Below are 12,132 nucleotides of genomic sequence, written 5' to 3' on the forward strand. Positions count from 1 at the left end.
GATGAGCCCAAGCCTCGCCCGCCCTACCCGCCGCCCGGAACGCTTGCTGATACTGGGCAGCACCCTCACGGTCCTGATGATCGTCGCGGTGGTGACCGCGTTATTGATTCGTGAACACGCCAATACCTTGCAGAGCGCCAAACGCACGGCCAACAACATCACACAGTTGATCGACGCCGATGTGTTGCGCAACGTCGAACTCTACGACATGTCCATCAAGGGCCTGATCACCGCCACTGAACGCAATGACTTGCTGGACGTTTCCGCGAGCATCCGGCACCTGGTGCTGTTCGACCGCTCCGCCGCCGCACCCTACAAGGGCGATATCCTGCTGCTCGACCCAGAGGGCGAGGTGCTTGCCGACTCCTCGTTGCTGACCCCCAAGACCGGCAACTTCGCCGATCGTGACTATTTCCAGGTACACCGCACCAACCCGGATGTGGGCCTGTATATCAGCCGTCCGTTCCTGGCCCGCTGCGTGTGCGATGACCAGTGGCGCATTGCATTCAGTCGGCGCGTTTCGTCGGCAGACGGGCGCTTCCTCGGCGTAGCAGTGGCCTCCATGCGCCTGTCGTACTTTCACCAACTGTTCAGCAGCCTGAATATCGGCAGTGACAGCACCATCAACCTGATCAATCACCAGGGCATCCTGCTGGCGCAGGAACCCATGCTGGAACTGGATATGGTGGGCAAGGACCTGAGCCAACGCCCGAACGTGGCGCGCATGCTGCGCGAGCGCGATGGCAGTTTCAGCAGCATCTCCAGCGTCGATAACCAGCCGCGGCTGTACAGTTTTTCGACTGTGGGCAACTTGCCGCTGATCGTCGTGGTGGCGCTGTCCAGTGACGAGATTTTCGCTCCCTGGCGCCGCGCGGCGTGGCTGGTCAGCATCGCGACGGGCATTTTGTGCATGGGCCTGCTGTGGCTGACCTGGATGCTCTGCAGTGAACTGCGCCGGCGCCATCACGCCGAGCAGGTGCTGTCAGAACTGGCAGCCACCGACCCGCTCACCGGCCTGGCCAACCGTCGCATTCTCGACCAGCGCCTGCGCCTGGAGTGGGATCGCGCCCAACGCTCGACTGAGCCGTTGACGCTGCTGATGATTGATGTGGACCACTTCAAGGCCTTCAATGACCGCCATGGCCATCACGGCGGCGACGCGGCATTGCGCACGGTCGCCCAGGTGATCGGCGACAACATCCGCCGCCCGGCCGACCTTGCCGCGCGGTATGGCGGCGAAGAGTTCGCGGTAATCCTGCCCCATACCGATGCCAAGGGCGCCTGGGTCATTGCCGAGCACATCCGCAGCAGCGTCGAACATTTGCCCCGGGTGAACGGTGCCGACCGGCCGATTACGGTGAGCATCGGCATGAGCACCTGGGACAAACGCAGCCGTATGACTCTTGAGGCGTTGCTGCTCAAGGCTGACCAGGCGTTGTATGAGGCCAAGCACAGCGGGCGCAACCGGATCGTGGATGCTGGACAGATCTAGGGGGGGAGCAGGTTTGCTGGGATGAGGGCGCTTGCATACTCCACTTCAAACCCATCAAGCATAAAAAAAGGCCACCCGAAGGCAGCCTTTCAAAACTAAAGAAAGAGAGTTGTTACTTACACCGCCGCGACGGGACGCATGTAAGAGATCGGTGCGGTGCTGGCATCTTCGAAGGTCACGACTTCCCAAGCGTCTGTCTGCTCAATCAACTTGCGCAGCAGCTGGTTGTTAAGGGCGTGGCCCGACTTGAAGCCTTTGAACTCGCCTATCAGGCTATTGCCCAGCAGGTAGAGGTCACCGATTGCATCGAGGATCTTGTGCTTCACGAATTCGTCTTCATAGCGAAGGCCGTCTTCGTTCAGTACACCATCCGCGTCGACCACAATGGCGTTTTCAACGCTGCCGCCGAGTGCGAGGTTGTGCTTGCGCAGGTACTCGATGTCACTCATGAAACCAAAGGTACGGGCGCGGCTGACTTCTTTTACGAACGAAGTGCTGGAAAAATCCACGCTTGCACTCTGGGTGCGGTCACGGAATACCGGGTGATCGAAATCGATCTCAAAGCTCACTTTAAAGCCTTCGAACGGGACGAAGGTGGCGCGCTTGTCGCCGTCTTCTACTGTCACTTCCCGCAGAATGCGAATGAACTTCTTGGCTGCGTCCTGTTCTTCCAGGCCGGCAGATTGAATCAAGAATACGAAGGGTCCAGCGCTGCCATCCATGATCGGGACTTCGGACGCGGAGAGCTCGACGTAGGCGTTATCGATGCCCAGGCCAGCCATGGCCGAGAGCAAGTGCTCCACCGTGTCCACTTTGACGTCACCGTTGACCAATGTGGTCGACATAGTGGTTTCGCCAACGTTTTCCGCGCGAGCAGGAATCTGCACCGCAGGGTCCAGGTCGGCACGCACAAACACGATGCCGGTGTCGACAGGTGCAGGCTTGAGGGTCAGGTATACCTTCTCCCCGGAGTGCAGACCTACACCTGTGGCACGAATAATATTCTTCAGAGTGCGTTGTTTAATCATGGCTTGGACCGCTTCAGCGCAAATTGCGAACTGGTATCAACAAAGGCTGGCGATAATAGCAGACCAGACCTTTGCTGAACACCAATCACCTTCATAGCCCTGATACATTCCATTAATCGGCCTGACGACGCAGGAATGCCGGGATGTCCAGGTAGTCCAGATCATCTTGCGGATTCGGGCTACGAGACGCCGCAGCACCGGCCTGGGCCTGGTTGCGCATCACGGTCGGACGATCCAGGTCACGGTAGTTGACCGACGGCAGTTCCTGACGCGCAGGTGCTGGAGCGGCAGCTTGCTGGCTGGCCTGGCTGTTGTGGAGCGTGTTGTCGATGACCTTCACAGGCTTCTCGATTTTCGCGCCCAGGCCGGTAGCAACCACGGTCACGTGCAGTTCGTCGCGCATGTCCGGATCGATCACGGTACCGACCTTGACCATCGCGTGCTCGGAAGCGAAGGCTTCGATGATGCTACCCACGTCGGAGTACTCACCCAGGGACAGGTCAGGACCGGCGGTGATGTTCACCAGGATGCCGCGTGCGCCTTGCAGGTTCACGTCTTCCAGCAACGGGTTGCGAATGGCCGCTTCGGTGGCCTCGCGTGCACGGTTCGGACCGCTGGCGCAGCCAGTGCCCATCATCGCCATGCCCATTTCGCTCATGACAGTACGTACGTCGGCAAAGTCGACGTTGATCATGCCTGGACGCTTGATGATGTCGGAGATACCGCGAACGGCACCGGCCAGTACATCGTCAGCCTTGGCGAACGCGGACAGCAGGCTTGCGTCCTTGCCCAGGATGGTCAGCAGCTTCTCGTTGGGGATGGTGATCAACGAGTCGACGCTTTCAGACAGCAGACGGATGCCTTCGTCGGCGATCTGCATGCGCTTGCGGCCTTCGAACGGGAACGGACGGGTCACGACGGCAACCGTCAGGATCCCCATTTCCTTGGCCACTTCAGCAATGATAGGTGCCGCACCGGTACCGGTACCGCCGCCCATGCCGGTGGTGATGAACACCATGTTGGTGCCTTGCAGCACTTCAGCGATACGCTCGCGGTCTTCGAGTGCGGCTTGACGGCCGACTTCCGGGTTGGCGCCAGCGCCGAGGCCCTTGGTCACGGCAGTGCCCAGTTGCAGGATGGTCCGCGCGCCGATGCTTTTCAGCGCCTGGGCATCAGTGTTGGCGCAGATGAACTCAACGCCTTCAATGTTGCTCTTGACCATATGGTTGACAGCGTTGCCGCCGCCACCGCCGACACCGATCACTTTGATGACCGGGCTTGCGGGGATGTTGTCTACGAGTTCGAACATGTTCCCTCTCCTTTCATTTCTCTAGTTTTTTCGCCTACGCCTACTGCTGCAGGAGTTCCAAGCTTCAAGCCATAAGCTGCAAGCTCGGAACGCCATACTCTTGAAGCTTGCGGCTTGGCGCTCGCCGCAGCTTCTTTAGAAGTTGCCCTTGACCCATGCCTGCAGACGCTCGAACAACGGCGCTTTCGCCTCGTCGTCACTGCGGTAGCTGTCACGGTTGCTCGGGCCCGACAGGGAAATGCCATCGGTCTGCTTCTGCAGCCCGTACAACAGCAAGCCCACGCCAGTCGAATAAATCGGGTTGCGCACCACGTCGCCCAGGCCTTTCACGCCATGGGGAACGCCCAGGCGCACCGGCATGTGGAAGATTTCCTCGGCCAGTTCGACCGCGCCTTCCATCTTCGAGGTGCCACCGGTCAGCACAATGCCGGCCGGGATCAAATCTTCGTAGCCGCTGCGGCGCAGTTCAGCCTGGATCAGGGTGAACAGCTCGTCGTAGCGCGGCTCGACCACTTCGGCCAGGGCCTGGCGCGACAGCTCGCGCGGTGGACGGTCGCCCACGCTTGGCACCTTGATGGTCTCACCGGCACCGGCCAGCTTGGCCAGGGCGCAGGCGTAGCGGATCTTGATTTCTTCGGCGTACTGGGTCGGCGTACGCAGCGCCATGGCGATGTCGTTGGTGACCTGGTCGCCCGCAATCGGGATCACGGCGGTGTGACGGATCGCACCCTCGGTGAAGATCGCGATGTCGGTGGTGCCGCCGCCGATGTCCACCAGGCAGACGCCCAGTTCTTTTTCGTCGTCGGTCAGTACCGAGTAGGCCGACGCCAGTTGCTCAAGAATGATGTCGTCGATTTCCAGGCCGCAGCGACGCACGCATTTTTCAATGTTCTGTGCGGCGTTGACGGCGCAGGTCACCACGTGGACCTTGGCTTCCAGGCGCACGCCCGACATGCCCAGGGGTTCGCGCACGCCTTCCTGGTTATCGATCACGTAGTCCTGCGGCAGGGTGTGCAGGACGCGCTGGTCAGCCGGGATTGCCACGGCCTGGGCAGCGTCGAGCACACGCTCGAGGTCAGCCGAGCTGACTTCGCGATCGCGGATCGCCACGATGCCGTGGGAGTTCAGGCTGCGGATGTGATTGCCGGCTACGCCGACGAACGCCGAGTGGATCCGGCAACCGGCCATCAGCTGCGCTTCTTCAATCGCGCGCTGGATCGATTGCACGGTGGACTCGATGTTCACCACCACGCCCTTTTTCAGGCCCCGGGACGGATGCGTGCCAATACCGACGATTTCGATCGTGCCGTCTTCCCCGACCTCGCCCACCAGCGCCACCACCTTGGAGGTGCCGATATCGAGACCGACGATCATTTTGCCGCTTTGCACGTTTGCCATGGGTCCTGCCTCTTCTTAATTCTTCGCGACAGCGGGTTGCGCTGCCGTGGGCGCAGCCGGTTCACGCCAGCCGACGGCAAGGCCGTTGGCGTAACGCAGGTCGACGCTCGCAATGTTCGTAATCTGTTCTTTCAAGGTCTTGTCATAGATGGCAATGAAGCGGCGCATCTTTTCCACCAAGCGGTCGCGTCCCAGCAACAACTGGATGCCCGGGCCGGAACTGCCTGCCCCGGTTGTCAAAAACCAGCTGCCCCGCTCACGCAATTCCAGGCGTGCAATGGAGAAGCCCAGTGGCCGCAGCATCTGGCTCAAGGCCTGGTACTGCTGCATCACTTGCTGCTGCGCCCGCTGCGGCCCGAACAGCTGCGGCAGGTGCTCGTAGTTGGCCAGCTCACGCGGGGTGAACGCCTGGCCCTGGTTGTTCAACAGCGCCTCGTCGCCCCAGCGGGCCACCGGCAGTTGTTCTTCCAGGCGGATCGTCACCTGGTCCGGCCAGACACGGCGGACCTCGGCGTGGGCGATCCACGGCATCTGCTCCAGCTCCGAGCGCATACCGGCCAGGTCGATGGTGAAGAAGCTCGCCGCCAGGTACGGCCCGATACGCTGCTGCACCGCTTGCTGGCTGATGTAGCTCAAGTCGCCCTGCACGCTGATCTTGGTGATGGGACGATCGGCATACGGCAATAGACGCTGCGCGCCCTCGTAAGTGCCAAAGCCCAGGACCACCAGCAGCACCGGCCAGAACAGCGCCTTGAGGAAACCAAAATTGGCTTTCGGCAGGCGCGCCGACATCGGCTCTTTAGCCACCATTCGGCTGGCACCCCGGGGCACCGGCTTGCGGCTCGGTGCTTGTGGGGGCTGATGACGAAGCGATGCGCCTTTCATGTCCTTAGCCTCGTGGCTCAATGCTTGCGGCAAGAATCGCCAGCACCAACTGCTGGAAATCCAGACCGGCTGCGCGAGCGGCCATAGGTACCAGGCTGTGATCGGTCATACCCGGTGCGGTGTTGACTTCCAGGAACCAGAAATTCCCTTGCTCATCCTGCATCACGTCTGCCCGCGCCCAACCGGCGATACCCAGCGCCTCACAGGCTTTCGCCGTGAGGTCCATCAATTGTTTTTCCTTGGTTGCGTCGAGGCCACAGGGGATCCGGTACTGGGTATCGGAAGCCACGTACTTGGCGTCGTAGTCGTAAAAGGTGTGGGGCGTGCCCAATGCGATAGGCGGCAATACCTGGCCACGCAGGGTGGCGATGGTGTACTCGGGACCCTGGATCCACTGTTCCACCAACACTTGCGAATCGTAGGTACTTGCCGCTTTCCATGCGTCGATCAATTCGGCGGCCGAGTTCACTTTGGCCATGCCGATACTGGAGCCTTCATGGGCTGGTTTGACGATCAAAGGCAGGCCCAGTTCCTTGGCCGCAGAAATACAATCGTCTTCGCTGCACAGCACACTGTGGCGCGGGGTTGGAATACCCAGGCTGTGCCACACCTGCTTGGTGCGCAACTTGTCCATCGCCAGTGCCGAGGCGAGGATGCCGCTGCCGGTGTAAGGGATGCCGGCGCACTCCAGCAGGCCCTGCATGCTGCCGTCTTCGCCGCCACGACCGTGCAGGATGATGAACGCACGGTCGATCTTCTCGGCCTGCAGGCGTGCGAGAAAGTCTTCGCCCACGTCGATACCGAACGCATTCACGCCGGCGCTTTGCAGGGCTTCAAGCACGGCATTGCCGGACTTGAGCGAGACTTCACGCTCGGCGCTCTTGCCGCCGAACAGCACCGCCACGCGGCCGAAGTCGGCGGGCGCGAGGGTGGAAAACAGGGCGTCGTAGTTGGTGGTCATTTCGACTTCCCCTGTACGGCCGCGAACAATGGGCTCGCAAGCAATTTAGGGGCAAGGCCGCCGATATCCCCGGCACCCTGGCACAGCAGGATGTCACCGGCGCGCAACAGCGGCTTGACGATCGGCGCCAGGTCCACGCCACGCTCGATGTAGATCGGGTCCAACTGGCCGCGCTGGCGGATGCTGTTGCACAGCTTGCGGCTGTCGGCGCCCGGGATCGGCTCTTCACCGGCCGGGTAGACTTCCATCAGCAGCAGCACGTTGGCATCGGCCAATACATTTACAAAGTCGTCGTACAGGTCGCGGGTGCGGCTGTAGCGGTGCGGCTGGTAGACCATCACCAGGCGGCGCTCCGGCCAGCCGCCGCGCACGGCCTTGATCACGGCGGCGACTTCGGTCGGGTGGTGACCGTAGTCGTCCACCAGCATCACGTCGCCGCCTTCTACCGGCAACTGGCCGTAGACCTGGAAGCGCCGGCCGACACCGGCAAAGCGCGACAGGCCTTCGACGATGGCTTCATCGCTGACGCCTTCATCGGAGGCGATGCAGATGGTCGCCAGGGAATTCAGGACGTTGTGGTTGCCCGGCATGTTCACCGAGACATCCAGCGGCTCGCGGTCAGGGCGCAGCACGGTGAAGAAGGTCTGCATGCCTTCCTGGCGCACATTGATCGCACGCACGTCAGCGTCTTCGCTGAAGCCGTAGGTCACGGTCGGACGCTTGACCAAGGGCAGGATTTCGCGCATCACCGGGTCGTCCAGGCACACCACCGCCAGACCGTAGAACGGCAGGTTGTGCAGGAACTCGACGAAGGTTTTCTTCAACTTGTTGAAGTCGCCATCGTAGGTGGCCATGTGGTCTTCGTCGATGTTGGTGACAACAGCGACCAGCGGCTGCAGGTGCAGGAAGCTGGCGTCGCTTTCATCGGCTTCGGCGATCAGGTAGCGGCTGGTGCCGAGCTGGGCATTGGTACCCGCTGCATTCAGGCGGCCACCGATCACGAAGGTCGGGTCCAGACCACCGGCGGCGAACACCGAGGCGATCAGGCTGGTGGTGGTGGTTTTGCCATGGGTACCGGCGACGGCGATGCCGTGGCGGTAGCGCATCAGCTCGGCGAGCATCTCGGCGCGTGGCACCACCGGGATACGGCGCTCAAGGGCAGTGGCCACTTCCGGGTTGGAGGTGTTCACGGCGCTGGAAACCACCAGTACGTCGGCCTCGGCGGCGTTCTCGGCACGGTGACCGATATAGATCTGCGCGCCAAAGGACTTCAGGCGATCCGTGACCGGCGACTCTTTCAAGTCGGAGCCGGACACCTGGTAACCCAGGTTCAGCAATACCTCGGCAATCCCGCACATGCCCACGCCGCCGATACCGACGAAGTGGATACGACGGATGCGACGCATCTCGGGTTGTGGCATGGCTTTCTGATTCTCAACCATGGGCCACCTCCAGGCAGATATCGACCACGGTGCGGGTTGCGTCAGGTTTGGCCAGGCGGCTTGCAGTGCTCGCCATGCTGTTGAGTCGTTCCGGTTGCATCAAAACCTCGGTCAGGCATGCGGCCAAATCGGCGGCGCCAGTCGTTCTTTGCGGCAGCAGGAAGGCAGCGCCCTCCCCGGCCAAATATTCGGCGTTGCGGGTCTGGTGATCGTCGATTGCATGGGGCAAAGGCACCAGCAAGGACGGCAGACCGGCGGCGGCCAGTTCACTGACGGTCAGCGCACCAGCGCGACAGACCACCAGGTCGGCCCAGCCATAGGCATGGGCCATGTCTTTGATGAAGGGCTGCACATTCGCCTCGACACCGGCCTCGCGATAGCGCGTGGCGGTGACTTCATCGTGGTTCTTGCCGGCCTGGTGGAAGATCTCCGGGCGCAGGTCCACAGGCAGTTGCGCGAGTGCTTCGGGCAGTAATTTGTTCAGCGGTTCAGCCCCCAGGCTTCCGCCCAGGATCAGCAGGTGCGCCTTGCGCCCGACCAGGGGCTCGCGGGCGATATCCATGAACAATTCGGTGCGCACCGGGTTGCCGGTGGTGCGGCGCTTGTCCGCGGCGCTGAAGGTGTTGGGGAATGCCTCGCAGACCCGCGCCGCCAGGGGCACCAGCAAACGGTTGGCGGTACCGGCGACGGCGTTCTGTTCATGCACGATCACCGGCACACCGGCGAGCTTCGCCGCGACACCACCAGGACCGGTCACATAACCGCCGAAACCGAGCACACACACCGGCTTCAATTCGCGAATGACCTTGCGCGCCTGCCACACCGCCTTGAGCAACACGAACGGCGCCTTGAGCAGGGACAGCTTGCCCTTGCCACGCAGCCCGGTGACGTTGATCAAGTGCAGCGGCAAGCCGGCATTCGGTACCAGTTCGTTTTCGATGCCGCGTGGTGTTCCCAGCCAGTGCACGGTGTAGCCACGGTTCTGGAACTCCCGCGCGCAGGCCAGGGCCGGGAACACATGGCCCCCGGTGCCGCCCGCCATGATCAGCACGTTAGCGCCCATGGGATGGCTCCTCGGCAAAATCGCTTTCGCTGAATTCCATCTCTTCGCTGCCCAGGTGGGTTCGACTCTCCCACTCGATGCGCAGCAACAGGCCCAGGCACGCGCAGCAGATCACCAACGAACTGCCGCCGTAACTGAGGAACGGCAAGGTCAGGCCCTTGGTCGGCAGCAGGCCGACGTTCACGCCGATGTTGATCAGGAACTGGCCGATCCACAGGAACGACAAGCCGTACGCCACATAAGCGGCGAAATACTGTTTGGCCTTCTCGGCCCACAAGCCGATGTACATGCCGCGTACACACACGAACACGAACAGCGCGACGGTGCACAGCGAGCCGACCACGCCGAGCTCTTCGGCGAGTACCGAGAACACGAAGTCGGTGTGCGCTTCCGGCAGGTAGAACTGCTTCTGCACGCTGTTGCCCAGGCCCACGCCCAGCCACTCGCCGCGACCGAAGGCGATCAGCGCCTGGGTCAGCTGGTAGCCGGAGCCGAATTGATCGGACCACGGGTCGGTAAAGGTAATCAGGCGCGCCATCCGGTAGGGTTGCGCCTGCACCAGGATGGTCACGGCAGCCACGGCCAGCAGCACCATCAGGGTGAAGCGGAACAGGCCCACGCCGCCGAGGAACAGCATCGCCGCCGCCGCGCCCATCATCACCACGGTGGCCCCGAAGTCGGGTTCCATCAGCAACAGGCCGGCCATTGGCAGCAGCACGATGAACGGCTTGAAGAAGCCCATCCAGCTTTCGCGCACTTCTTTCTGGCGCCGCACCAGGTAGCCGGCGAGGTAGATCACCACGAACACCTTGGCGATTTCCGAGGGTTGCACGTTGAAGGCGCCGAAGCCGATCCAGCGCATCGAACCGTTCACCTCGCGGCCGATGCCGGGCAGGATCACCATGATCAGCAAGCCGAACGCCCCGATCAGCATCAGCCAGCCCAGGCGTTGCCAGGTGGCGATGGGGATCATCATGGTCACGATGCACGCGCCGAGGCCGATCACCAGGTACACCAGGTGACGAATCATCATGTACAGGGTGTTGCCCGACTGCACGGCAGCCACTTCGGAAGACGCCGAAGTGATCATCACCAGGCCCAGGCCGAGCAGCGCCAAGCAACCGGCAAGCATCGGGAAATCCAGGTCGATACCGCGCCCGGTAATGATCGGCGACGGATAGGGCTTGATGATATTGCGCAAATTCATGCCAAGGCCTCCACGGCGCGAGCGAACAGCAGGCCGCGCTCTTCGTAGTTCTTGAACATGTCGAAACTGGCGCACGCCGGCGACAGCAACACGGCGTCACCCGGCTGGGCCAGGGCCTTGCAGTGGGCGATGGCGTCGTCCAGCGAAGTCGCGCGCACTTGCGGCACGGCATCGCCCAGGGCAGCGGCGATCAGGTCGGCATCGCGGCCCATCAGCACCACGGCGCGGCAATGCTCGGCCACCGGGCCTTTGAGGTCCTTGAAGTCGGCGCCCTTGCCGTCGCCACCGGCAATCAGCACCAGCTTGCCTTCGATATCGGCGCCGAGGCCTTCGATGGCTGCCAGGGCCGCACCGACGTTGGTGGCCTTGGAATCGTTGTAGTAGCTGACGCCATCCAGATCGCGTACCCACTGGCAGCGATGCTCGAGGCCGCCAAAGCTGCGCAGGCTCGCCAGCATCGCGTCGAATGGCAAGCCGACGGCATGCCCGAGCGCCAATGCCGCGAGGGCGTTGGATTGGTTATGCGCGCCGCGGATTTTCAGCTCGCGCACCGGCATCAGGTTCTGGAATTCGAAGGCCAGGTATTTCTCGCCGTTCTCTTCACGAATGCCGAATGCCTTGAAATCAGGTTTGCTCAGGCCGAAGGTCCAGCAGGGCAGGCCCTCGCCCATCAGCGGACGGCTCAGGGCATCCTGGCGATTGACCACCACTTGCCGGGCGCCACGGAAGATCCGGTGCTTGGCCAGGTGATAGGCCGGCAGCCCGCTGTAGCGGTCCATGTGGTCTTCACTCACGTTAAGGACGGTGGCCACTTCGGCGCCGAGGTCGTGGGTGGTTTCCAGCTGGAAGCTCGACAGTTCCATCACGTACAGCTCGACGTCGTCGCTGAGCAAATCGAGTGCCGGGGTGCCGAGGTTGCCACCGACGGCGACGCGCTTGCCGGCCGCAGCCGCCATCTCGCCGACCAGGGTGGTCACGGTGCTCTTGGCGTTGGAACCGCTGATGGCCACGATCGGCGCCTTCGCGTTACGCGCGAACAGGTCGATGTCGCCGGACAGCTTCACGCCACGCGCCGCTGCAGCTTGCAGGGCCGGTGTCGCCAGGGCCAGGCCAGGGCTCACGTAGAGCTCATCGGCGCGGCACAGAAACTCGACATCCAGCTCGCCACAACGCACTTCCACGTGCGGGTAGTCACGGCGCAGCGTGACCAGCTCCGGTGGATTTTCCCGCGTATCGGCCACGGCAAACGACGTGCCCCGGTTCGCCAGGAAGCGAACCAGGGACATGCCGCTCTTGCCGAGGCCGACAACGATGCGGAAGTGGTCTGAAGCGATCAGGGACACTCGT

10 protein-coding genes are annotated in these 12,132 nt (G+C 62.4%); 1 reads left to right on the plus strand and 9 read right to left on the minus strand.

Annotated features, from left to right (window positions below; genetic code table 11):
* The first annotated feature begins 1 nt into the window (after position 1).
* Positions 2–1,492: a diguanylate cyclase gene (locus tag C9990_RS26430; RefSeq protein WP_106805125.1), complete on the plus strand. Its 1,491-nt coding sequence runs from the start codon at positions 2–4 to the stop codon at positions 1,490–1,492.
* Positions 1,493–1,608: 116 nt separating this feature from the next.
* On the opposite strand, the gene lpxC is transcribed toward C9990_RS26430, so the two are convergent.
* The 9 genes from lpxC to murD form a co-directional block, all read right to left on the minus strand.
* Positions 1,609–2,520, minus strand: a complete 912-nt coding sequence (gene lpxC, locus C9990_RS26435) for a UDP-3-O-acyl-N-acetylglucosamine deacetylase (RefSeq protein ID WP_065900836.1) — start codon at positions 2,518–2,520, stop codon at positions 1,609–1,611.
* A 112-nt stretch (positions 2,521–2,632) separates the two neighbouring features.
* A complete protein-coding gene (gene ftsZ / locus C9990_RS26440; protein ID WP_065900833.1) occupies positions 2,633–3,829 on the minus strand; it encodes a cell division protein FtsZ in 1,197 nt (398 codons plus the stop codon).
* A gap of 135 nt (positions 3,830–3,964) precedes the next feature.
* Positions 3,965–5,227, minus strand: coding sequence for a cell division protein FtsA (gene ftsA / locus C9990_RS26445; protein WP_025855584.1), 1,263 nt, complete (start codon positions 5,225–5,227; stop codon positions 3,965–3,967).
* Between the two features lie 15 nt (positions 5,228–5,242).
* Positions 5,243–6,112 carry a cell division protein FtsQ/DivIB gene (locus tag C9990_RS26450; protein WP_003171882.1) on the minus strand — a complete coding sequence of 290 codons (870 nt, stop codon included), beginning with the start codon at positions 6,110–6,112 and terminating at the stop codon, positions 5,243–5,245.
* Between the two features lie 4 nt (positions 6,113–6,116).
* Positions 6,117–7,073: a D-alanine--D-alanine ligase gene (locus C9990_RS26455; RefSeq protein WP_106805126.1), complete on the minus strand. Its 957-nt coding sequence runs from the start codon at positions 7,071–7,073 to the stop codon at positions 6,117–6,119.
* The gene (gene murC, locus C9990_RS26460; protein WP_106805127.1) at positions 7,070–8,515 is read right to left on the minus strand and encodes a UDP-N-acetylmuramate--L-alanine ligase; all 1,446 of its coding nucleotides are present in this window, start codon (positions 8,513–8,515) and stop codon (positions 7,070–7,072) included. Before murC ends, C9990_RS26455 begins: the two co-directional genes overlap by 4 nt.
* Positions 8,508–9,578 carry an undecaprenyldiphospho-muramoylpentapeptide beta-N-acetylglucosaminyltransferase gene (murG, locus tag C9990_RS26465; RefSeq protein ID WP_106805128.1) on the minus strand — a complete coding sequence of 357 codons (1,071 nt, stop codon included), beginning with the start codon at positions 9,576–9,578 and terminating at the stop codon, positions 8,508–8,510. Before murG ends, murC begins: the two co-directional genes overlap by 8 nt.
* A complete protein-coding gene (gene ftsW / locus C9990_RS26470; protein WP_065900821.1) occupies positions 9,568–10,785 on the minus strand; it encodes a putative lipid II flippase FtsW in 1,218 nt (405 codons plus the stop codon). Before ftsW ends, murG begins: the two co-directional genes overlap by 11 nt.
* Positions 10,782–12,128 carry a UDP-N-acetylmuramoyl-L-alanine--D-glutamate ligase gene (murD, locus tag C9990_RS26475; protein ID WP_106805129.1) on the minus strand — a complete coding sequence of 449 codons (1,347 nt, stop codon included), beginning with the start codon at positions 12,126–12,128 and terminating at the stop codon, positions 10,782–10,784. The genes ftsW and murD overlap by 4 nt, the downstream gene beginning before the upstream one ends.
* Positions 12,129–12,132 lie beyond the last annotated feature (4 nt).

The sequence above is a fragment of the Pseudomonas sp. S5D5 genome (assembly GCF_003013355.1).
Lineage (GTDB): Bacteria > Pseudomonadota > Gammaproteobacteria > Pseudomonadales > Pseudomonadaceae > Aquipseudomonas > Aquipseudomonas aylmerensis.

What these genes read in the sequence shown, in the direction of transcription:
- ftsA (WP_025855584.1), bottom strand. Translation starts at nt 5,227, where the DNA reads ATGGCAAACGTGCAAAGCGGCAAAATGATCGTCGGTCTCGATATCGGC.
- murC (WP_106805127.1), bottom strand. Translation starts at nt 8,515, where the DNA reads ATGGTTGAGAATCAGAAAGCCATGCCACAACCCGAGATGCGTCGCATC.
- lpxC (WP_065900836.1), bottom strand. Translation starts at nt 2,520, where the DNA reads ATGATTAAACAACGCACTCTGAAGAATATTATTCGTGCCACAGGTGTA.
- C9990_RS26430 (WP_106805125.1), top strand. Translation starts at nt 2, where the DNA reads ATGAGCCCAAGCCTCGCCCGCCCTACCCGCCGCCCGGAACGCTTGCTG.
- murG (WP_106805128.1), bottom strand. Translation starts at nt 9,578, where the DNA reads ATGGGCGCTAACGTGCTGATCATGGCGGGCGGCACCGGGGGCCATGTG.
- ftsZ (WP_065900833.1), bottom strand. Translation starts at nt 3,829, where the DNA reads ATGTTCGAACTCGTAGACAACATCCCCGCAAGCCCGGTCATCAAAGTG.
- C9990_RS26455 (WP_106805126.1), bottom strand. Translation starts at nt 7,073, where the DNA reads ATGACCACCAACTACGACGCCCTGTTTTCCACCCTCGCGCCCGCCGAC.
- ftsW (WP_065900821.1), bottom strand. Translation starts at nt 10,785, where the DNA reads ATGAATTTGCGCAATATCATCAAGCCCTATCCGTCGCCGATCATTACC.
- C9990_RS26450 (WP_003171882.1), bottom strand. Translation starts at nt 6,112, where the DNA reads ATGAAAGGCGCATCGCTTCGTCATCAGCCCCCACAAGCACCGAGCCGC.